The following is a 21545-nucleotide window of genomic DNA, read 5'->3' on the forward strand; positions in this document are numbered from 1 at the left end:
GTCCATCCGTGAGCGCCGTCGGTTGCGAGTCAACCGAAAGACAATTCGACAGAAAGACAAGGGAGCACCTTGAAGACCGTCTTGCGCCTTCAAACGACCGCCGGGCTTGCCTTGGCATCGCTGGCATCCCTGACTGTAGCAGCGTGCGGTGTGGCCGGTTCCGCCGGCCCCGGGAATGCCGGATCCGACTATCCCGCGAAGCCGGTCACCATCCTTATGCCCTATGCCGCCGGCGGCCCCTCGGATCTTACCGCCCGTTCGGTTGCCGCCTGTTTGGGGAACAGCCTCGGCGAGGCCTTCGTCGTCGAAAACAAACCCGGCGGCAGCGGAGCCGTCGCAATGCAGGAGCTGGTGGGTTCCAAACCCGACGGCCAGACGCTGGCGCTCGGTACCACCGGCACGCTGGTCATGGCCCCTATGATCAACTCGCTGAGCTACACTCTTGCGGACGTTGAACCCATAGGTGTCATGGCCGACAATCCGACCCTGATCGTTGTGGGAACAAACTCCCCCTACAAGGACGCAGCAGAGCTCTTCGAAGCGGCCAGGGCGGATCCTGGAGCAATCTCGATGGGTGTTCCTGGTGCTACGAGTCCCGCGGCCATTGAACTGCAGCGGCTGAAGAACGACTACGGGGTTGAGATCACCGCCGTGCCGGCCTCGGGTAACGCGGAGATGACCACCAATCTGCTGGGCGGGCATGTGGATGCACTTTTCATCAACGACCATCCTGATGTCCAGGCACGGATTGCCGAGGGGTCTTTCCTTCCCGTTGCCGCCACCACGCCTGAACGGCTCGGCTGGCTCCCCGACGTACCGACGCTGGCCGAATCGGGGTTCCCGGACCTGGTGAATGCCACGTCAATCTACGGCCTGTTCGGTCCCCAGGGCATGCCGGACGCTGTTGTGTCCACCCTCGAACGCGAACTCGAAACCTGCCTTAGTGACCCCAAGGTCGTTGAGCAGATCGGAAAGAACTTTGTGCCGAAGGAATTCATTGGTGCCGAGGAGCTGGGCGCCAACTTTGCCCGGATCAAGGCACTCTACGAACCGATCCTCGGCCGGTGAGCCGGGTAACAATCGTCGTCCTAGTCAACGGGAGATTTTCATGGTGAGGGAACTGAATGGCCTGGCGGAGCTTGTGCCGCTGATTGGCTCAGAACTTGGTGTGAGCGGCTGGCACAGTGTCCAACAGGACCGGATTCAGGACTTTGCCGATGCCACCGGCGACCAGCAGTGGATCCACGTCGATCCGGAGAGGGCGGCCGGCGGCCCGTTTGGGCGGCCGGTTGCCCACGGCTACCTGACCCTGTCGATGATCCCGTTCTTGGCACAAGAGGTGTACCGGGTCAATGGATTGAAGATGATCGTGAACTACGGGCTGAACAAGGTCCGGTTTCCGAGCCCGGTCCCGGTGGGTTCCCGGGTCCGGAGCCGCCTCACCCTCGTCTCCGTCACGCCGACTGCCCAAGGCAGCCAGGTGGTGATCCGCCATGAGATTCAACTCGAGGGTGGGGCCCGGCCGGCCTGCGTGGCTGAAACAGTCTCCTTGATGGTCGGCTGAGGGGCCTCGGCAGGCCGGTGGACAAGAGAACATCCCTCAGCGATGCCGTGGCGGAGCACATCCGGGATGGCCAGATTGTTGCCCTTGAAGGATTCGGGCACCTGGTTCCGGTGGCGGCTGCCCACGAAATAATCCGGCAGGGATTCCGTGACCTGACGCTGGCCCGGATGACTGGCGACGTGATGATTGACCAACTGCTGGCGGCCGGTTGCCTGAAGGGGGTCATCGGCTCCTTTGTCGGAAACAGTTCGGCAGGCTCGCTCCACGAGCTGCGCCGGCGGGTGGAGAACTCGGACCCCGTTCCCTTGGACCTTGAGGAATACAGCCACGGGGGCATGGTTTGCCGGTACCTTGCGGGTGCCTCGAAGCTTCCGTTTTATCCCATCAACTCCTACCGGGGCAGCGATCTCGTGGCACTGAACGGAAAGATCCGGTCCGTCAAGGACCCGTACGGCGGGGAGGAAATCCACGTGGTCCCGGCGCTGAATCCCGACGTGACGATCATTCACGCGCAGCGGGCCGACCGGGCCGGCAACATCCAGGCGTGGGGCATTCTTGGCGTGCAGGCCGAAGCTGCCTTCGCCGCTAGGAGGGTCATTGTCACGGTTGAAGAAATTGTCGACGACGCCGTCATCCGCTCCGATCCGAACCGCACCATCGTTCCATCCCACGTAGTCGACGCAGTGGTCCACTGTCCGCGGGGAGCGCATCCTCATTCGGTCCAGGGCTACTATGACCGCGACGACGGGTTCAGCCGCCGCTGGTCCGAGCTCGCCCGCGATCCGCGGCGGCTTCGCGACTGGCTGCAGGAAAACATCCACGGCACCCGGGACCATGCCGAGTATATTGCCCGTCTCGGCCCGGACTACTGGGACCGCCTGCAGGTCGAGGCGGCATTCTCCGTTCCGGTCAACTACGGAGGCCGCAAATGAGCATCACGGAACGATCGGAAAAATCATCGACACGCGTATCCTGCCGCCAAACGGAACCTGCACAGCCGGAAGTGACCAGCAGCGAGCTTCTCACCACCCTGTCCGCCCGTGCGCTGGAAGGAAAGCATGTGGTGTTCGCCGGACACGGACTTCCCACCCTGGCAGTGTCCTTGGCGCAGCGGACGGTTTCTCCCGGCGTCGAAATAATCTATGAGTCAGGCGTGACCGGGGCGCAGCCGGCAGACCTGCCGCGCAGTATTTCGGATTCGGTCCTCGTCACCGGCGCGGCGGGGGTCCTGCCCATGGCGCAGCTGTTCAACTTCGTGCTGCAGGGACAGCGCGTGGACGTCGGATTCCTCGGTGCCGCCCAGGTGGACAGATACGGCAGCCTGAACTCCAGCCTGATCGGAAAGGACTGGGCGGCACCGGCCAGTAAGCTCCCAGGCTCCGGGGGCGCCATCGAGGCGATGGCCGGGGCCGGCGAAATCTTCGTCGTGATGCGCCGGCACAATCCCCGGTCCCTCGTGGCGGACCTCGACTTCTGCACCACGCCCGGACCGCGTCGGGCGGCGGCGGCCCGCGGCGGCGTGATGCCCGTGGGCCTGGGCGTGACCACCGTCATTACGGATCTGGGCATCATGACACGCCGGGACATCGACGAAGATCTTGTCCTTACGGCTGTACATCCCGGCGTCGAGGTGGACGAAGTCAGGGCAGCCACGGGGTGGGACCTGCAGGTCTCGAAGAACCTGGTCACCACGGTGCCGCCGACCGGCCGGGAACTGGCACTGCTGCGGGACGTGCTGGATCCGGAGCGGGTATACCTGCGGTGAGTCCGGGTCCGGTACCCCTCCGGATCGACAGGAATCACCGGCTTAGCCACTCCCCCACGCTGGCAGTGCCACCACTGACGCTCTGCCATCAGATTGCCGGCGCCGTATTCCTGATGCCCTGATCGATTCGGCCGACCTTTTTGGTTAATGAGGGGCGTTGCCGGGGCAGGAAGCTCGCCAGTACCGCAGCAGTAAGGGCTGCTGCCGCGGCAATCCAGAAGACGTGTTCGAAGGCTCGGAAGGAGGGGTGCTCTGTTCCGTCAAGCGTCAGTGTGGTCGAGGCCAGCAGCACGGCCACGGCAGCGCTGCCGATGGTGGTTCCGATGACGCGCAGCACGGTGTTCAGCCCGTTGGCAGCGGCAGTGACGGTTACGGGGACAGATCCCATGATGAGGATGGGCATCGCTGCATAGGCGATGGCGTTGCCGATGCCTATGACAACGGCTCCCAGCATCACCATCCAGACTTCTTCGGTCAGGAAGAGGCGGCCAACGTAGCCGGCGGCAGAAACGAGGGAGCCCATAATGAGGGCGGTTTTGGCGCCGTAACGGCGGCTGCTGAGGGCGGATACGGGAGTGAAGAGCACCATTGCCAAGCCGATGGGAACCATGCAAAGGCCGGCAGCCATCACGCTCAGGCCGAAGCCGTATCCAGCCGCGCCAGGCATCTGCAACTGCTGGGTGGTGGAGAGCAGGTTGGAGTACATGGAGTAGCCCACGAGGACCGCCACCAGGTTCGTGATCAGCACGGGTCTCCGGGCCGATGTCCGCAGGTCCAGCATTGGTTGACTGATCTTCAGTTCGAGCGGGACCCACATGGCCAGGGCAGCGACCGCGGTTAGTGCCGTTATCAGCGTCGGGGCACTGGTCCAGCCCCAGGTACCGCCCTTGGACAAGGCAAGAAGTGCGGCGGTCAGGGCCGTCGAGAGCAGGATGGCCCCTCCGTAGTCGAACGTGCCCGGCGTGCGGACCCGGGATGCCGGCATGACCAGCGGCACTAGCGCGACCAGGACGATTCCGACCGCAGCGGCGCTCCAAAAAATTGACTGCCAGCCGAGGAACTCATACAGCACACCGGCCAGCGGAAGACCCAGCGCGCTCCCGAAACCCAAGGTGGCGCTGATCATCGCGACGGCAGGACCCAGCTTCATGGCGGGGATCTCCTCGCGCAGGACGCTGATGCCCACGGGCACGAGGGCTGCGGCGGATCCCTGGAGCGCGCGGCCGGCGATCATGGCCGGAAAACCCAGATTCAGCGCCACCAGCGCTGAGCCGATGGTCATCATGACCAGGCAGACGAGCATGATCCGGCGTTTGCCGAACATGTCTGCCAGACGGCTCAGCACCGGGGTGGCCACTGCACTTGCAAGCAGTGTGGCGGTGAGGACCCAGGAGGCGTCCTCAACGGAGATCCCGAGCAAGCGCGGCAGGTCGGGCAGCAGGGGAACCACCGTAGCCTGCTGAAGCGTGACGGTCGTTCCGCACAGGCACAGCACCGGTACAAGGAGCCTGCCGGCAGCCCTGGGCTTCGATGCTCTGCCTTTCCCGCGTAGAGGCATTCCCTTGGCGATCAGCGGGCGGTGGGGCTGTGTTGCTTGTCGGCATGCTGGGCTGCCGGCGCCCCCGCACCCGGTCCTGAAGAGGCGGCGGGGAGTACTGCTGGGTCACCGCCGTCGGACGTGGCCTGCGGAGCTTGCTCCTCCGCCACCGGCACGTGCGGGGAGGCCTTGGCTCCGGCAAAGCGGCGCCGGAAGCCGCTGACTACCTTGATGGCAATGACGACGAGAATAAGGCTGAAAATGATTGCGGCGGCCGGGTCGGTGACAAAGATGTCGAGGCTGCCGCCGGAAATCAGCATGGACTGTCGGAAGGATTTTTCCAGGATAGGTCCGAGGACGAAGGCCAGGACCAGCGGGCCGGCGTCGAAACCTGTCTTGGACATGATCCACCCGAGGACGCCGAAGGCCAGCACAACCCACATGTCGAAGGAACTGTTGTTGATCGAGTAAACGCCGATCAACACGATCAGCAGCGAAAAAGCGACGAGGATGCCTTGGCGCACGCGCAGCATCTGGATGAAGATGCCCACGAGCGGAATGTTGAGGATGAGCAGCATCAGGTTGCCGATGTACATCGAAGCGATAACGCCCCAGAAGAGTCCGGAGTGATCGGTCATCAGCCGCGGACCCGGGGTGATGCCGTGCATCAGCAGGGCGCCGAAGATCATTGCCAGCACCACGTTGGAGGGAATGCCAAGCACCAGCAGCGGAATAAACGCCGTGGTCGAGGACGCGTTGTTCGCCGTTTCCGGTCCTGCGACACCTTCGATGGCACCCTTTCCGAACCGGCTGGGATCCTTCGCCCGGCGCTTCTCCAGCGCGTAGGAGGCCAGGGAGGAGATGACTCCGCCGCCGCCGGGAAGGATGCCGATGAAGAATCCGAGGACCGATCCTCGGCCGATGGCACCGGCAGAGTCCTTCATGTCCTTCCGCGAAGGCCAGATGTTTTTGATCTTGGCCTTGATGGCCTGGGCTTTTTCTGTCTGTTCGAGGGATCGCAGCAGTTCAGCGACGCCGAACAGGCCCATTGCCACGGCCACGAAGTCCAGGCCGCCCAGCAGCGGCGCCTGGCCGAATGTGAAACGCGCCGACCCGTTGACGGGATCCTGTCCGACCGTGGACAGGAGCAGGCCGACGGCGGCCATGCATACGCTTTTGATGGTGGATCCGGTGCCCAGGGACGTGACCAGGAACAGGCCCATGACCATGAGGGCAACAAAGCCGGCCGGACCCATCGACAGGGCGATCTTGCCCAGCGCGGGCGCCATGAACGTCAGGCCGATGACGGCCACGGTGCCGCCGATGAAAGAACCTATGGCGGAGATGCCCAGGGCCGCGCCGGCACGGCCCTGCTTGGTCATCTGGTAGCCGTCGAAGGTGGTCACCACCGAGGCTGCCTCGCCAGGCAGGCGCAGCAGCACGGAAGTGATGGTGCCCCCGTACATCGATCCGTAGTAGATGCCGGCCAGCATGATGATCGAAGCGGTCGGATCCATGGTGTAGGTGATGGGCAGCAACAGCGCAATTGTCGCCGTGGGGCCCAGGCCGGGCAGGACGCCGATGGCGGTTCCCACCACCACGCCGATCAGGACGAACAGCAGGTTCACCGGGTCTAAGGCCACCGAGAAGCCTTCACCGAGGTTGCTCAGGATATCCATGTGAGGGTCCGTTCTAGACGAAGGCGTCAAGCGCCAGGTCGGCGGGGAAGGGTACGCCGAGGAGCCGGTCGAAGATGACATAAAGCACTGCCGGGCCCGCCGCGGCGAAGACAGCCGTCCAGCGCCACGACTCCCGGCCGAACACGCGAAGCCACAACAGGAGCATCAGCACGGCCGGGATGAAGAAGCCCACCAGTTCGAAGAGCACTATGAACGCGGCAAGGCTCGCGATGCCGGCCATTACCGACACGCTCCGGCGGCCCCAAGCCTCCAGCGGCTCATGTCCCGGCCACACGATCAGTGCCGCGGCGCTGAAGACGATGGCCAGCGAGATGGCGAACGGCCAGAGGCCAGGGGCAGGATTGTGCAGGGTGCCCAGCTTCAACTGCCATGACCCGGCCGCAGCCCCAAGGCCCAGCGCGAGCAGGACGAGCGGAGCGATTCTGCGCTGCCAGCGCAGGGCGCCGGTGCGGGGCCTTTCCGGTTCCCGGATTTCGGCGGCCGCTTCCACGGGAGTAGAAACCATGGGTTCACCCTTCTTCGTGCCGGCCGTCATTGGCCGGCGGTTGAGTCGTTGTTAGTTACTTCGCCAGGAGGGGCTCGTAGCGGGTGCGCATGTCGGCAAAAACCTGCTGGGTCGCTTCCGCATTTGAGAAGCTGTTCGGCACGAACCGGTCGCCGATCTGGCCGATGACTTCGGTGTCCTTGCTGCAGGTTTCGACGCCGCTTTCGAGTTTCTCCGAAACCTGCTGCGGCAGGCCCTTGGGGGCGAAGAGCCCGTAGACCGAGGTGGTCTTGACGTCGAAGCCGGCCTCCTTGGCCGTGGGAGCGTCGGGGAAGGCCTCCGAGCGTGCTTCACCGGCAGCAGCGAGCGGGACGAGGGCGCCGTCTTTCACCTGGGCCTCAACGTCGAGGTAGTCGTTGACGAATCCGGCGTCGATGTGGCCGCCCAGCAGGTTGGTGATGAGTTCGGCGCTGCCGGAGGTGGGAACCAGGGCGAACTCGATGCCGCTCTCCTTCTGCAGGCGCTTGAGTTCAGTGGCCAGCGAGCTGGTGGCGCCGGGAACACCGATGGAGATCTTCCCGGGGTTGGCCTTGGCGGCGTCGAACAACTCCTGCAGGCTCTTGTACGGGGAGTCCTTTGGCACGGCGAAAAGGGTGGGGATGGCTGCCATGGTGCCGAGGGCCTGGAAATCGTCCTGGGAGTAGGCCAGGTCGTTGCTCATCGGATTCAGGACCATAGGCCCGTTGGTGCTGAGCCCTACGGTGTAGCCGTCGGGTTTGGCGCCGGCCAGCTTTTGCATGGCCACTGCACCTGCTCCGCTGTCAAGGTTCTCCACCACGAAGGTGCCGCCCAGCAGCTTCCCGAGGCAGGCACCGTAGGCACGCGCCGTTGTATCCGAAGGCCCTCCGGCGGCATAGGGCATGACGAACGTAATGGACTTGGTCGGGTAGCTTTCGGATGATGCCTTGGAGGCACCGGAGCAGCCCGTGACGGAAAGCGAAAGGCCGGCGACAGTGACGGCAGCGAAGAACACGCGAGTCTTGTTCAAGGTAACCTCTGGTGGTTTCGGTCTGAAGTTGAGAGTGCACTCCGCAAGGAGTGCCCTCTCAGTAATACAGGATTGTGACCGGCGGCACAACCGCCTCCGGTGAAATAAATCATTCGTTGGGTGCTGCTGATTCAAGCCGGGAGACGCTCAGCGCCGCCCGGGGTTTCATGAAGGCGTCCCACAGCGGCCCGGTTGAGATCCACCGCAGCGGATCCATCAGGGCCAGGCTGCGCGGGACGAATACCTTGCGCCGCCGCGCGGCGATCGCGCCGACGAGAAGGTCGGCGCAGGTGTCCGTGCTGGACACCACGTTGAACGGCCACGGAAGGGAGCGGCTCTCCCCGGCCCGGCTTCCCGCCCCGGAAATCATGCCGGTGCTCACCCATGCCGGATGCGCGACGCCCACGTCAACGCCCTTATGGGCCAGTTCCAGCCGCAGCGCCCCGCCGAAGGCCTCCACGCCCGCCTTGGAGGCGGCATACGCGTTGGCCCGCGGAACATTCTTCAACGCGGCGGCCGAACTCATGAGCAGGTAGTAGCCCCGGTTTGCGGTGATCTCCTCCAAGGTGGCCTTGACGGTCCTGATCACACCGCCAAGATTGACGTCGACGATCCGCAGCAGGTCCTCGGTGCTGGAAACGGCCACCGTGGAGGCACTGCCGATCCCGGCGCAGGCAAAGACGATGTCCAGCCGGCCGAAGTGCTCAACTGTCCGCCGGGCTGCGGCCTGCAGGGACATTTGGTCCGTCACATCCGCTGCCGTGGCCAGATGGCCTTCTCCCAGAGTAGCGACCAACTGGTCCAGGGCTGGCTGGTCGCGGTCGACGAGGGATACGTGTGCTCCCGCGGCGGCCAGGCGCCGGGCCGTGGCCGCGGCGATACCGCCGGCACCGCCGGTGACCAGTACCACCTTGCCCCGCAGCCTGTCCGGCCCCCGCAATCGGTCCGCCCCGCTCCCGCCAGCCTCCGGAGGATTCAAGGATTGGAATCTCATCCCATGTACGACCCTCCGTTGACGTCAACCGTGACGCCCGTGACGAAGCCGTTTTCAGCGGCGGCCAGGTACTGGACGGCCTGGGCAACGTCATCGGCGCTGCCCAGGCGGCCCACCGGGATGCGGCTGAGATAGTTCCGGTTGACTTCGTCGGAGACGCCGGCGGCCATGCCGGCGTCGATCCGCCCCGGGGCGATGGCGTTGACGGTGATACCGAACGGTGCCAGTTCCCGCGCGAAGGAACGGGTCAGGCCCAGCAGGCCCGTCTTGGTCGCGGCATAGTGGACGCCGCCCAGCCTGCCGCCGTCGCGTCCTGCCAGGGAGGACATGTTGACGATCCTGCCGAATCCGGTGTTCTTCATGTGCGGTACCAGGGCCTGGATACCCAGGAACGGGCCCGTGAGGTTTACCGCCAGGACACTCGTCCACTCATCCAAGGGGACTTCGTCACCCGGGATCTTTTGTCCGTCCCGTTTCGGGGAGATGCCGGCGTTGTTGACCAGCACCGCAGGGGTTCCCGGGCTGGCCTCCACCGCCTCTGCGATCCGCTGCCAGTCGCCGGGCTCAGTGACGTCACACTGCATTGCCTGCAGGGATCCGCCCTGCGGATCCAGGTCCGCCCGGAGGCCGGCCAATGCGGAGTTTGATGCATCCACGGCGATCACCCGGTCCCCGCTGGCCAGGAATGACTCCACGATGCCGCGGCCGATGCCCCCGGCCGCGCCGGTGACGACGACTGTTCGGTGGTGCTGCTGGTTGTTACTCATGCTTTCTCCGTTCCTCGTTGAACGGGAGGCGGCCTTCTTCTCGGCAGTCTCCCCGTGGGGCCGTTAGCGCACTCCGGCCAGGGCTTCTTCCCTGGCTTCGTCCGTGGATCCGGCCAGATAGGGGTCGGGGTCAAAGGGCGCGTTGACTTGGCGGAAGGTATAGGCCGGTTCCGGCCATAGTGTGGTCAGCCGCCCGTTGCGGTGGTCAACGTACCAGCTGCTGCAGCCGCCGTCGAGCCATACAGTGCCCTGCGCCAGCTGGTCCACACGGTCCATGAAGGCATCCTCCGCTTCCCTGCTCACCTCCAGCGCCGGCACAGCGGCCTGGTCTCGGAAGTTCACCGCGCCCATGATGTAGTCGATCTGGGCCTCGGCGATGTAGACGGCGGAGTTGTGGCCCAGCCCGGTGTTGGGCCCGTTGATGATCCACAGGTTCGGGAACCCATGCACGGCGGTGGTGGCATAGGCCTGCATGCCGTTGGCCCAGCGTTCACTGAGCGGCTGGCCGTCGCGGCCGTAGATGCGGTAGGCAATGGGCAGATCTGTCGCTTCAAAACCTGTGCAGGCGATGATGACATCCAGTTCGTGGCTGCCTCCGTCCCCGCCGATAACACGGTTGCCCTCCACACGCGTGACGCCGCCGGTTTCCAGGTGGACGTGCTCCTGTGTGAATGTCGGGTAGTAGTCGCTGGATTTCAGGACCCTCTTGCAGCCGAACGTGTAGTCCGGGGTTAGCTTCCGGCGCAGTTCCGGATCCTCAATCTGCCGGTGGAGATGGTCCAGGGCGACCTGCGCTGCAGCGGAGACCAGCGTCGGGGTGCCCCGGCGCTGGGCGTAGCGCTCCTCATTGGACCAGAACATCTCCTCCCGCAGTTCCTGCATCACCTCGGGCATCTTTCGGAAAAGGCCCTTTTCCTCCTCGGTGTAGGCCCGGTCCGGACGCGGCGTCACGTACGGGGCCGAGCGCTGGAACACAACGACCTCCCCGGCGATCTTTGCCACCTCGGGCAAGACCTGGATGGCCGTGGCTCCCGAGCCGACGATGCCCACCCGCTTGCCCGCCAGGTCAATCCCGTCATTCCACTGCGCTGAGTGGAACACTTCGCCGGAGAAGTCGCTCAGTCCCTCGATGTCGGGCATCTTCGGCTCGGACAGATGCCCGACGGCGGTCACCAGGGTTTTGGCTGCAAACTCACCTTTGGGGGTGCTGACTTTCCACAGCGCTTCCGCCTCATCCCACCGGGCATCGGTCAGTTCTGCGCCGAACACGATCCGTTCAAGGAGGTTCTCTTCCCGGGCAACGCTGCGCAGGTAGCCGAGGATTTCCTCCTGGGGGGCGAACATCCGGGACCATTCAGGGTTGGGGCGGAAGGAAAACGAGTACAGCAGCGACGGCACGTCGCAGGCCGCGCCGGGATAGTGGTTGTCGCGCCAGGTTCCGCCCACGTCCTCCGCCCGTTCAAGAATGATGAATGAGCGTTCGCCCTCGCGGGCCAGTTTTGCGCCCATGCCAAGGCCGCCAAAGCCGGTGCCGACGATGATGACGTCTACCGGCGAACCGGCCGCGGGATAACCCATAGGGGTACTTTCCACTGTTCCTCCAATGTGTGTGTTGTTGCGTGCTGGTCCCGACGGGTCAGACAAAGAGTGCTTCCCGGATCCGGCCCGCAGGAGAGGCTGCGGGGTCCGTCACAAATTCGTTGATGAGCTGGAACAGCTGGGCCGGGCGCTCCTGCGGGACGGCGTGACCACTGTCGATGACCGCGTAGCGGGCGTTCGGAAGGCCTCCGAAAAGGAGCTGGGTCTGCCGGGCGGGCACCATCTGGTCGTGGGCGCCGGCAATGACCAGGGACGGAGCGGTGATCGCTGTCAGCCTGCCGCTCAGATCGGCAACGGCGTTGAGCCGCATCTGACCGGCAATCCCCTCCGGGAAGGTCCGGGCATCAATCAGGGCCTGGATGTCAGCGTCGCCCCGGCCGGCAAGGAAAGGGTGTCCATAGGCTGTCCAGGTGACGAACTCGCGCAGGAGGTCCTGATCCGACTCGAAGAGCCGCTTCCAGATCCGGTTGCGAAGCCGCTGCTGGGCGTCGGCCCTGACCCAACCGGCCACCAGGGTCAGGCTTGACACGCTCCCGGGGCGTGAAGCGGCGAGATCGGCCGCCACCAGGGCGCCCAGTGAGTAGCCGACCACATGGACCGGCTGAGCAGGAGCGCGGTGGTCGATGACGGCCGCAACCTGCCCTGACAATCCGTCGAGGGTCGGTTCCCCGGCAGGGCTCTGCAGGTCAACGGCCAGGACACGGTACCGGGCGGCAAGCATGGGAAAGAGGGTGCGGAAATGAGTCTTGGCGCTTCCGCCCGTTCCGTGGACCAGGACCACGGTGTCCCGGGAGTCTTCCGGTGCAAGCGTGTCATGGAAAGGAACCGAAAGGCCCCCGACGTGGACGGCACCCTCGTTTGCATCTGGATGAATCTTCAATTCCAATCCCTTCGAATTTGACTGGCCGGTGCTGATAACGATGAGGGGATCCGATCGGGTGCAGGCAACGCGCAGTCACGCGATATTGAAAGTGCACTCCGTGCGGATTACACTCTCATAAAAGCATAAGAGTGATACGAAGCACAATCGTTGGAAGGGAAACCATGAAGATTACCGGCGCGGTCCTGGAGACCGTCGGCTCCCCCCGTCCGTACGCCCGGTCCCGCCCGCTTTCCGTTGCGGAGCTTGACCTCGCCGGGCCGGGACCGCAGGAAGTCCTGATACGGATGGAGGCTGCGGGTATCTGCCACTCGGACCTCTCCGTGGTCAACGGCGACCGCCCCCGTCCGCTGCCCATGCTGCTCGGCCACGAGGCCGCCGGGACGGTCGTCGCTGTCGGCGCGGATGTCGATGACCTTGAACCGGGCCAGCGGGTGGTCACGGTTTTCCTGCCGCGCTGCGAGGAGTGCCCCAACTGCCGCACCGGGGGCAAGCTGCCGTGCAGCGTCGGTACAGAATCGAACGGGGCCGGAACGCTGCCAGGGGGGTCCACCCGACTGACGCGTGCCGGCCAGCCTGTCCGTCACCACCTCGGAGTCTCCGGGTTCGCGACCCATGCCGTGCTCAGCCGCCGCTCGGTTGTCCCGGTCGGAAGCGACGTGCCGCCGTCGGTCGCTGCACTTCTTGGGTGTGCGGTGCTGACTGGAGGCGGGGCCGTCATCAACGCGGGGAATCCCCAGGAGGGGCAGGACATCATGATCGTCGGCCTCGGAGGAGTCGGCATGGCAGCCCTGCTGACCGCCGTCGCAATCTCCTCAGCGTGGGCCGAACCCGCCCGGATCATCGGCGTCGATGCGAACCCGGACAAACTGATCACAGCGCGGGAACTGGGGGCAACAGAAACGTACTCGCCTGCCGAGGCCGCGGACCTGGGCATCCGGGCCCACATCGTCATCGAGGCGGCCGGCCACCCCCGCGCCTTCGAAACCGCGGTGCAGGCCACGGCGCCCGGCGGCACCACGGTGACTGCCGGACTGCCGGCTGCGGGAGTGCTGTCATCCATTGAACCGTTGGGGATCACAGCCGAGGCCCGCACCATCGTCGGTTCCTACCTGGGCTCCGCAGTACCCGCCCGCGACATCCCGGTCTACGCCCAGATGTGGCGCGAAGGAAGGCTGCCGGTCGAAAAACTGGCTTCGTCGGTGATCACCCTGGACAACATCAACGAGGCGATGGATGAACTCGCCGATGGAAATGCCATCCGCCAGATCGTGATGTTCAATTGAGAGTTATCGGCACCAGAACTGAACCCCGGCAGCTGCGAACGGCCGCCCGGTACCCCACCGCTGATAGGAACGTTAATAAAGGATGAAGACGATGACTTCGGAGGCCTCCGCAAGTGGTGCTCCCGTCGGGCTGCGCGAGAAGGCCCGGATCGAGCGTTACCAGAACATCCGCGCTGCAGCAGAACAGCTCTTCAACGAGCGGGGCTACGAGCACACCACCACCAAGGAGGTGGCCGAGCTTGCCGGGGTCGGGGAGGCCACCCTCTTCCGTTACGTCAGCAACAAGCACGAACTGCTGCTGCTGGTTATCGGCGAGCGCATGGATACGACGCTCCAGGCCATCGAAGACGCGGACAAGGAACTGGCCGCCAATACTTCCACCGCGCGGGACTATGTGGAGCGGATCTACGCCATCTTCCGTGCACGCGCCCGGTTCTACGCAACCGACCCGGAGAACGTCACGAGCTACCTGCACCACGGCTTCAAGGCCGGAAGCCAGCTCGGGGCCCAGAGCATCTCCCAGGGCGACAGGGTTATCGCCCTGATCGCCGCCATCCTCGACGACGCCAGGAAAGCCGGATATCTCAGCGCCGACGTCGACTCACTGATCGTTGCGCAGAACTGCAACGGAACCTATATCCACGAGATCCTTCGCACCCCGGCGCGCGGATTCCGCCCGGAGGATCTCTGGGAGAAACTCCGCGAGCGACTGCGCGTGCAGATCGAACCGCTTTTCCGGTTTTGAAAGATCCAGCGCCTGCCGGCAGGGCGTCCATCTGGGCCGAGAAGCAGGAGTCGCTTGACTGAGGTCGTCCAATCCGTTGTCCACCCCTAGAAAAGGCGTCCAGGGCTCGTGGTCCCGCAGGATGTGCTCCTGGCTTCCCTGTTACTGCGGGCTTTGTGGTCACAACCGCCGCCTACGCGATCCTGATGGCGGAAAGCGGCCTGGTCAGGCCCTCTGCAAATGCTGTTCGGTTACCGCGTTGACGTAACCGGCATCACTATCCTATTCTTGATGAAACGATTCAAGGGAAAGGGCTTTCCGAAACCCGGCACCTTCAAGGTCCCCGTCGACCGTCCGGAACACAACAGTTCCGGTTCCTTGCCAATGACGACGAAGGAATTCACCAGAATGAGCACCACCCCCGGGGAAACCCGTCCTATCCCGGAAGCCGGCGCTGGCCAGCGGGACCCGAAGAAGGCGGCGATGAGCGGCTGGATCGGGAGCGCACTCGAATACTACGACTTCGCGCTGTACTCGCTGGCAGCGACGCTCATCTTCCCCGCCATCTTCTTCCCCACCGAAAACCCGACCGTGGGGATCATCGCCTCGCTGGCCACCTATGCGGTGGGCTACGTCTCCCGTCCGGTAGGCGCCGTCGTACTGGGAGCATACGGTGACCGGCACGGCCGCAAGCAGGTGCTCGTCTTCGCCATGCTGCTGATGGGCTTCGCCACCTTCGCCGTCGGACTATTGCCCACGTACGGACAGGTGGGCATCCTGGCGCCAATAATGCTGGTGATCCTCCGCCTCATCCAGGGCTTCGCCGTCGCAGGAGAACTGGGCGGCGCCAGCGCGATGATCGTGGAGCACTCCCCCGACGCCAGGCGCGGCTTCTTCGCAAGCTTCAGCCTGCAGGGCACCCAGGTGGGCTCCATCCTGGCCACCGCCGTCCTGCTTCCCCTTGCAGCCATCCTGCCCGCCGACCAGTTCCAGGCCTGGGGCTGGCGCATCCCGTTCCTGCTCAGCGCCTTTGTGATCCTGGCGGGCTACATCATCCGCCGCCGGGTGCAGGAGCCGCCGGCGTACGTGGCCCAGACCGAAACGGGCAAGGCCAAGCAGCGGTTCCCCCTCGTTGACCTGGTCCGCAGCTACCCGTGGGTCCTGGTCCGCTGCATCCTGATGACCTTCACCAACGTGATCGGCATGGCAACGCTCATCTTCGGTGTCTCCTACGCCACGCAGAAGGGCTACGGCAACGGCTTCTCCAGCAGCGACTTCCTGTGGGTCACGCTCGTGGCCAACATCGCCGCCGTCGTCACCATTCCGCTGTTCGGCGCACTCTCGGACAGGATCGGCCGGCGGATGCTCATGGTTGCCGGCGGCGTCGGCGGTGGCGTGCTGGCCGGCGGATACCTGTGGGCCATCGAGCAGGGAAGCCTGGCACTGGTCTTCGTCTGCATCGTGGTCGTCCAGGGCATCTTCTTCCAGATGTGGAACGCCACCTTTGCCACGTTCTTCCAGGAGCAGTTCCCCATGCGGATCCGCGTCACAGGGTTCGCCGTGTCGCAGAACGTGGGCCTCATGATCGCATCGTTCTTCCCAAGCATCTTCACCGCCGTCGCTCCCCCGGGATCCGCCAACGTCCCCCTGGTCATCGGGCTGACCACGCTGGGTATCTGCGCCGTCGCAGCGCTCGCTACCCTCCTGTCCCCCGACACCAAGGGCAAGTCGCTCGGCGACCTCGAGACCCGCAAGGACGAAATTGAGGCGCCAGAGCCCGCTCCTGCCCGTGAAAGCGTGGCGGCGGGGTAACGGATGCGGCCGCGGGACGGGCTACCGCAAGTGGCACCCAAGGCCAAGCGGTCGACGGCGGGACTCCCCGCCGTCGACCGCTTTCGTTAAGAACGTCCTCGACGTCTTCAGGAGGAAACACTGCGGCTTACAGGGAAATTTGCCCAGCAGTCCGTCACACTTAGGAAGGCTATGGATTCTGGGTGATGCCGTCGTTGACTGCCGCCGCCCGGTCACCTGGGGCCGCATCATCATTCTCCGGAAGGCATCAACCATGACCCAGCAACACCCCGACGCGAACTCGGCCCCGCAGGAAAATTACGGCCCGCCTGTGCCCCCTCCTTACAACGGCGCCCAAGCTCCAACCCCGCCGCCCTTCCCCGGCCCGCAGTACTCTGCGCAGCCGCCAATGCCGCAGCCGCCGCAGTACTCAGGCCAGCCGCCCATGCCCCAGCCGCCCCAGTACTCAAGCCAACCGCCCATGCCCCAGCCGGGTTATGGTTACCCGCAGTCCAAGTCGAAGATCGCTGCAGGCCTGTTGGGCATATTTTTGGGTGGCCTGGGTATCCACCGCTTTTACCTTGGATATACAAAGATCGGCATCATCCAGCTCGTGCTCGCGATCGTCCTGAGTGTGCTGGGCTTGGGATTCCTCGCCTTGTGGGGCCTTATCGAGGGCATCATGATCCTCGCGGGCGCCGTCTACTTCCAGCGGGACGCCCACGGCGTTCCGCTCCGCAACTAGGCGAAGGAGACTGCACTTTGACTGAGATCATTCACGACAAGTATGAACAGCTCGAGCAAATCAGGGCCGGGCTCCTGCAGGGAGAAATCGTCTACGCCGTTTACGACTGCATCGGGGTCGGTACCGGCTTCGTGGGCATCACCAACATGCGCGTAATCCTCCAGGACAAGAGCTTCGTCGGAAACAAACTTGCCGTCGTGTCCGTGCCGTACAAGAACATCCGCTCCGTCTCGATGCTGTCCAACAAGTCGATGATGGGCAGGTTCGCGTCAACCTCCAGCATCGGAATCGACACGGGTGGCAGCATCAAGGAAGCGGACTTCCGCGGCGATGACAAAGCCAAGCACGCACATGACTTGATTCTCTGGAACATGCTGAACACGAAATAGCACTCAGCACGTAGAAGGGCGAACGGATGCTCCGGCCGCCCTTCTACGTCGAGGGAAGTGCCCGGATACCGGCGGCCCAGCCACCCATCGCGTTGTGGGGCAGGGCCGACCGGTTCCGGGGCCCTGACGGCGCCTCGACGTCCACTTTCATGCCGAGGCCGAGCCAAAGCCTTGTCGGCCTTGGCACAACGAACGTACTCTTATAGAGAACCAATAGTTCTCTAAACCGGGGCCCAATGGACCGCAAGCAGCGCCGCAATCCCGCAGTGTCCAACAGCCATTCGTGCGGCACTTCCGGGAATCCTGCCTGTGATGGTTCTGGGGGCCATTGGACCAACGGCCGCTCCGCCCCCCCTCTGTCCCCAGGGAGTCCCGGATGCCTGAAAAATTCACCGGGATGCTCGCCGACTTCGGCGCCGCGGACCTGGCGTTGGCTGGCGGAAAGGGAGCCAATCTCGGTGAGCTCGTGCGCCACGGCTTCCCTGTTCCAGCGGGCTTTGTGGTCACAACCGCCGCCTACGCCACCCTGCTGGGAGAAACCGGCCTGGGCGCCGAACTGGAAGGGTTGCTCGAAGCCGAAAACGCCGGAGCACGGATCCGCGCGCTGTTCGCCGAATCCCACGTGCCGGCGTGCGTCACCGCTGATATTGCGGCGGCTTACGCCGCGCTGGGCGGCGGTCCGGTGGCCGTGCGTTCCAGTGCCACCGCCGAAGACCTGCCAGGAGCCGCCTTTGCCGGGCAACAGGACACTTTCCTGAACGTTGTCGGCGAGCAGGCAGTGACCCGTGCCGTGGTGGAATGTTGGGCTTCGCTGTGGACGGACCGCGCCATCGCCTACCGGCAGCGCCAGGGGATCAACGCGCGGGAAGTGTCGATTGCCGTCGTCGTGCAGGACATGGTGCCGGCGGACACCGCGGGAGTCCTGTTCAGCGCGAACCCGGTAACCGGCGAGCGCGGTGAAATCGTGGTCGATGCCAGCCCCGGCCTGGGCGAGGCCGTGGTTTCCGGACGCGTCACGCCGGAACACTACGTGCTGGACCGTTCGGGCCGGACAAAATCGTTCATCCCGGGCGCCCATGAGGTTGTGATCCGGGCCCTTGCCGGCGGGGGCACCCGGGAGAGCGCCGGCACGGGCAGCCGGCAGGCTGCCCTCGGCACAGGGCAGTTGGCGGAACTGGCGCGGCTGGCAATACGTGCCCAGGATCATTTCGGCCGGCCGCAGGACATGGAATGGGCCATCGCCGGCGGGCGCCTGTACGTGCTCCAGTCGCGGCCGATGACCGCCCTGCCGCCGCAGCCACTACGCCTGAACCCGTTCCAGCGCCTGATGGGTCCGTTCTTCCTGGAGATGTTCCAGGAACGTCCGTATCCCCTGGACGTGTCCGGCTGGATGCAGCGCGGCATTCTGGCCATGCTGCACGGCATGGCCGGAAGCGTCGGCGTCGTCTTCCCGTCGGTGAACGACTTGCTGCCGGAGGAGGACGGCGTGGTGGTCCGGCTGGTTCCTCCGGTGCCGCACCCTACACTTCGCACGCTCGGCGCACCCGTTTCCGTGGTGCGCCGGGCCCGCCGGTTCAATCCGACCAGGTGGACCCGGGACAGCAGGTTCGCCACATTCCTGGAGAACGTCCGGCGACTCAACGCCCAGGACCCCCGGACCTTGGCCTGGCGAGGGGTGGTCGGGCTCGCGGAGGACGCCTTCGCCACGATGCGGGGGATCACCGAGCTGCGGATCTCGTACCTGCCGGGAGCTTTCCTTCCGCAGGCCAAGCTGCGCCTGATGCTCATGCTGCTGGGCAAGAGGCACCTTGCCCCGGCACTCATCGCCGGCGCGGAAACCCGCACCAGCCAGGCAAACCGTGCGCTGGAGGCCCTGGCCGACCAGGTCCGGTCCCAGGGCACGCTGGCCCGGGCCTTCACGGAACTGAAACCGGGCGAACTGCTTTCCCGGCTGGAGCACGATCCTGAATTCAAGGAATTCCACACACAATTCCAGGCATTCCTGGCAGAATACGGCCACCGTGAAACCGTCAGCGTGCTCTTGTCCAGTTCACCGACCTGGTCCGATGCCCCCGAGGTGGTTCTAGGCCTGGTCACCTCCATGATGGGAGAGCGGCGGCCGGCCGCAGACCAAACCGGCCAGGCCCTTGCGGAACTGAAACGTCATCCCGCCCTGCGGATCGCGGCCCTGCGGCGGCACCTGCTGTCCGCCGTCGACGCCGCAAAAGCCGGGACCGCCTTCCGCGAAGACAGCCACTTCTACGCCACCATGGTGCTGCCGCCGCTCCGGCGCGCGCTGTCCGAACTGGGCCGGCGGCTGTGCGATGCCGGGGTGCTGGCTGATGCGGCCGATGTCCAGCACCTGCGCTTTGAAGAACTGGCGGGAATGGACGACGGCGGCGCGCTGCCTGCCGCCGAGAGGGAACGCTACCGCCGGCTGGTGCTGGCCAGGGCCGCGAAACGCCGGGAACTGGAAGGCATTCCGCTGCTGGACACGGCAACGCTGTTCGCTCACATGCGTCCGGCGCCCGGAACTCTGGTGTCCGGCATGCCCGCCAGCCGCGGCCAGGCCACCGGGACGGTAAGGATCATTCGCGGGCCGGACGAATTCGGCCTGCTCCGCAGCGGCGAGGTCCTGGTCTGCCCCTACACCAACCCATCCTGGACTCCCCTGTTCCAGCGCGCGGCCGCCGTCGTGGTTGACGCCGGCGGGATCGCCTCCCATGCTGCCATCGTCGCCCGGGAATACGGGATCCCCGCCGTCATGGCCACCGGGTCGGGGACCCGTGACCTGCAGACCGGCCAGCTGGTCCTGGTGGACGGCACCCGCGGACAGGTCACGGCGGCTGCTGCGGAGCCGTCGTCGTGACCGCCGGAGCCGGTCCGGACCATCGAAAGCTGCCGCGCCGGCGCGGCGCGGTCCTGAACAACGCGATCTTCGATGCCGTCCTGGCAGAGATCGCCGAATCCGGATACTCTGCGCTGACTATGGACCGGGTAGCCGAACGCGCGCGCGCAAGCAAAGCCTCGCTCTACCGGCGCTGGCCCGGCCGCGCCGCCCTGGTACTGGACGCCGCCTACGCCTCTATGCATGGCCCGGACACCGTCCCGGACACCGGCAGCCTGCGGCTGGATACCTTGACCGTCATGCGGCAGGCTGCCCGGCTGCTGGAAGGGACCGTTGGACAGGCCGTTCGCGGAGTGTTGGGGGAGGCCTTGCAGAACCCCGAAGTTGCCGCAGAAGTCCGTGAGTTCACGCATGGAAACGCCAGCAGGATGATGCATGAGATCCTTGCCAGCGCCGTAAGACGGGGCGAATGCGATCCGGACCTCGTGACTGGCTTCAGGCTCGAGGCCGGTCCCGCCCTGCTGCGGCAACGGTTCATCTTCGGCTCCGGCCCCATCGAGGATGACTTCCTGGTGGGAATTGTGGACGAAGTGGTGCTGCCGCTGTTCGGCCTCGACCCGGGGCACACCTGGCGGGCACCTGAAACTGTAACTGAAGGAGAGCTGCGCCCGTGAAACCTTCCACCATTGTTTTCGACGTCAATGAAACCCTCTCGGACATGTCCCCCCTGGCAGGCAGGTTCGAAGAGGTAGGTGCACCGGCGTCCCTTGCCAAGCTGTGGTTTGCCACGCTGCTGCGCGACGGCTTTGCCCTCACCGCAGCCGGCGGCAAGGGGTCTTTCGCCGAGATCGGCGCAGAGGCCCTGCGCGGCCTGTTCGCCGGCATGGACCTTGACAGGGATCCTGACGCTGCGGTGGAGCATGTGATGGCAGGACTGGCAGGGCTTGGCCTGCACCAGGATGTCCCGGAAGGAGTGAAGGCACTCAAAGCTGCGGGGTTCCGGCTGGCCACCTTGTCCAACGGCGCTACCGGGGTTGCCGAGAAACTGTTCAACGACGCCGGGATCAGGGACAGCTTTGAACTGCTGCTCTCCGTAGAGGACGCGCCGGCTTGGAAACCGGCACGGGCAGCCTACGGGTACGCCGCATCCACGTGCGGCGCAGCGCCCGATGAGCTGCTGCTGGTGGCCGTTCATCCCTGGGACATCCACGGGGCCGCGAAGGCCGGCCTCGGAACCGCATGGATCAACCGGTCCGGCGTCCAGTACCCCAAGTATTTCCAGGCTCCGGACTACACCGTGCCGGCGCTGGACCAGTTGGCTGCTGCCCTGGCCTGAGATGGGCCCGGAACGCAACGGGCGCCGTTGGCATGTCAGGCAAACCCGGAACCCAGCACGTGAATGCAGTCAGCCGCGCCCCGAGCAG

20 protein-coding genes are annotated in these 21545 nt (G+C 65.1%); 12 read left to right on the top strand and 8 right to left on the bottom strand.

What is annotated here, in order from left to right; all coding sequences use genetic code 11:
* Positions 1-69: 69 nt before the first annotated feature.
* From PV768_RS07760 to PV768_RS07775, 4 genes are all read left to right on the top strand, one after another.
* The gene (locus PV768_RS07760) at positions 70-1068 is read left to right on the top strand and encodes a tripartite tricarboxylate transporter substrate binding protein (protein ID WP_421092717.1); all 999 of its coding nucleotides are present in this window, start codon (positions 70-72) and stop codon (positions 1066-1068) included.
* A gap of 40 nt (positions 1069-1108) precedes the next feature.
* On the top strand, positions 1109-1564 hold the full coding sequence (locus tag PV768_RS07765) for a MaoC family dehydratase (protein WP_421092718.1): 456 nt from the start codon (positions 1109-1111) through the stop codon (positions 1562-1564).
* A gap of 17 nt (positions 1565-1581) precedes the next feature.
* Positions 1582-2496, top strand: coding sequence for a CoA transferase subunit A (locus PV768_RS07770; RefSeq protein ID WP_421092719.1), 915 nt, complete (start codon positions 1582-1584; stop codon positions 2494-2496).
* A 71-nt stretch (positions 2497-2567) separates the two neighbouring features.
* A complete protein-coding gene (locus tag PV768_RS07775) occupies positions 2568-3329 on the top strand; it encodes a CoA-transferase subunit beta (RefSeq protein ID WP_421092720.1) in 762 nt (253 codons plus the stop codon).
* A gap of 88 nt (positions 3330-3417) precedes the next feature.
* On the opposite strand, the gene PV768_RS07780 is transcribed toward PV768_RS07775, so the two are convergent.
* From PV768_RS07780 to PV768_RS07815, 8 genes are all read right to left on the bottom strand, one after another.
* Positions 3418-4887, bottom strand: a complete 1470-nt coding sequence (locus PV768_RS07780) for an MFS transporter (protein ID WP_421092721.1) — start codon at positions 4885-4887, stop codon at positions 3418-3420.
* A gap of 11 nt (positions 4888-4898) precedes the next feature.
* The gene (locus PV768_RS07785) at positions 4899-6545 is read right to left on the bottom strand and encodes a tripartite tricarboxylate transporter permease (RefSeq protein WP_421092722.1); all 1647 of its coding nucleotides are present in this window, start codon (positions 6543-6545) and stop codon (positions 4899-4901) included.
* 13 nt (positions 6546-6558) lie between these two features.
* A complete protein-coding gene (locus PV768_RS07790) occupies positions 6559-7071 on the bottom strand; it encodes a tripartite tricarboxylate transporter TctB family protein (RefSeq protein WP_197432461.1) in 513 nt (170 codons plus the stop codon).
* Positions 7072-7126: 55 nt separating this feature from the next.
* Positions 7127-8098 carry a tripartite tricarboxylate transporter substrate binding protein gene (locus PV768_RS07795; protein ID WP_421092723.1) on the bottom strand — a complete coding sequence of 324 codons (972 nt, stop codon included), beginning with the start codon at positions 8096-8098 and terminating at the stop codon, positions 7127-7129.
* A gap of 109 nt (positions 8099-8207) precedes the next feature.
* On the bottom strand, positions 8208-9077 hold the full coding sequence (locus PV768_RS07800; RefSeq protein WP_421092724.1) for an SDR family NAD(P)-dependent oxidoreductase: 870 nt from the start codon (positions 9075-9077) through the stop codon (positions 8208-8210).
* 11 nt (positions 9078-9088) lie between these two features.
* Positions 9089-9859, bottom strand: a complete 771-nt coding sequence (locus PV768_RS07805; protein WP_421092725.1) for an SDR family oxidoreductase — start codon at positions 9857-9859, stop codon at positions 9089-9091.
* A gap of 63 nt (positions 9860-9922) precedes the next feature.
* Positions 9923-11452 (bottom strand): flavin-containing monooxygenase, encoded by a 1530-nt coding sequence (locus tag PV768_RS07810; RefSeq protein WP_421092726.1) that lies wholly within the window; start codon positions 11450-11452, stop codon positions 9923-9925.
* A gap of 43 nt (positions 11453-11495) precedes the next feature.
* Positions 11496-12338: an alpha/beta fold hydrolase gene (locus tag PV768_RS07815; RefSeq protein WP_421092727.1), complete on the bottom strand. Its 843-nt coding sequence runs from the start codon at positions 12336-12338 to the stop codon at positions 11496-11498.
* A 164-nt stretch (positions 12339-12502) separates the two neighbouring features.
* Between PV768_RS07815 and PV768_RS07820 the strand changes: the two genes are divergently transcribed.
* The 8 genes from PV768_RS07820 (at position 12503) to PV768_RS07855 (ending at position 21457) form a co-directional block, all read left to right on the top strand.
* Positions 12503-13624: an alcohol dehydrogenase catalytic domain-containing protein gene (locus PV768_RS07820; protein ID WP_321214538.1), complete on the top strand. Its 1122-nt coding sequence runs from the start codon at positions 12503-12505 to the stop codon at positions 13622-13624.
* A gap of 91 nt (positions 13625-13715) precedes the next feature.
* Complete coding sequence (locus PV768_RS07825; RefSeq protein ID WP_197432458.1) at positions 13716-14369, top strand: TetR/AcrR family transcriptional regulator; 654 nt, start codon at positions 13716-13718, stop codon at positions 14367-14369.
* A 387-nt stretch (positions 14370-14756) separates the two neighbouring features.
* Complete coding sequence (locus tag PV768_RS07830) at positions 14757-16160, top strand: MFS transporter (protein WP_421092728.1); 1404 nt, start codon at positions 14757-14759, stop codon at positions 16158-16160.
* A gap of 253 nt (positions 16161-16413) precedes the next feature.
* Entirely contained in the window at positions 16414-16884 is a 471-nt protein-coding gene (locus tag PV768_RS07835) for a TM2 domain-containing protein (protein WP_421092729.1), read from the top strand.
* A 17-nt stretch (positions 16885-16901) separates the two neighbouring features.
* A complete protein-coding gene (locus tag PV768_RS07840; RefSeq protein WP_104999181.1) occupies positions 16902-17273 on the top strand; it encodes a PH domain-containing protein in 372 nt (123 codons plus the stop codon).
* 376 nt (positions 17274-17649) lie between these two features.
* A complete protein-coding gene (locus PV768_RS07845; protein ID WP_421092730.1) occupies positions 17650-20142 on the top strand; it encodes a PEP/pyruvate-binding domain-containing protein in 2493 nt (830 codons plus the stop codon).
* On the top strand, positions 20139-20795 hold the full coding sequence (locus PV768_RS07850; RefSeq protein ID WP_421092731.1) for a TetR/AcrR family transcriptional regulator: 657 nt from the start codon (positions 20139-20141) through the stop codon (positions 20793-20795). The genes PV768_RS07845 and PV768_RS07850 overlap by 4 nt, the downstream gene beginning before the upstream one ends.
* Complete coding sequence (locus PV768_RS07855; RefSeq protein WP_421092732.1) at positions 20792-21457, top strand: haloacid dehalogenase type II; 666 nt, start codon at positions 20792-20794, stop codon at positions 21455-21457. The genes PV768_RS07850 and PV768_RS07855 overlap by 4 nt, the downstream gene beginning before the upstream one ends.
* Positions 21458-21545 lie beyond the last annotated feature (88 nt).

The sequence above is a fragment of the Pseudarthrobacter sp. CC4 genome (assembly GCF_048957775.1).
GTDB lineage: Bacteria > Actinomycetota > Actinomycetes > Actinomycetales > Micrococcaceae > Arthrobacter.

Excerpts from the sequence above, each read along its gene's own strand:
- PV768_RS07825 (WP_197432458.1), top strand. The coding sequence starts at position 13,716 with ATGACTTCGGAGGCCTCCGCAAGTGGTGCTCCCGTCGGGCTGCGCGAG.
- PV768_RS07820 (WP_321214538.1), top strand. The coding sequence starts at position 12,503 with ATGAAGATTACCGGCGCGGTCCTGGAGACCGTCGGCTCCCCCCGTCCG.
- PV768_RS07845 (WP_421092730.1), top strand. The coding sequence starts at position 17,650 with ATGCCTGAAAAATTCACCGGGATGCTCGCCGACTTCGGCGCCGCGGAC.
- PV768_RS07790 (WP_197432461.1), bottom strand. The coding sequence starts at position 7,071 with ATGGTTTCTACTCCCGTGGAAGCGGCCGCCGAAATCCGGGAACCGGAA.
- PV768_RS07835 (WP_421092729.1), top strand. The coding sequence starts at position 16,414 with ATGACCCAGCAACACCCCGACGCGAACTCGGCCCCGCAGGAAAATTAC.
- PV768_RS07830 (WP_421092728.1), top strand. The coding sequence starts at position 14,757 with ATGAGCACCACCCCCGGGGAAACCCGTCCTATCCCGGAAGCCGGCGCT.
- PV768_RS07780 (WP_421092721.1), bottom strand. The coding sequence starts at position 4,887 with ATGCCTCTACGCGGGAAAGGCAGAGCATCGAAGCCCAGGGCTGCCGGC.
- PV768_RS07785 (WP_421092722.1), bottom strand. The coding sequence starts at position 6,545 with ATGGATATCCTGAGCAACCTCGGTGAAGGCTTCTCGGTGGCCTTAGAC.
- PV768_RS07765 (WP_421092718.1), top strand. The coding sequence starts at position 1,109 with ATGGTGAGGGAACTGAATGGCCTGGCGGAGCTTGTGCCGCTGATTGGC.
- PV768_RS07805 (WP_421092725.1), bottom strand. The coding sequence starts at position 9,859 with ATGAGTAACAACCAGCAGCACCACCGAACAGTCGTCGTCACCGGCGCG.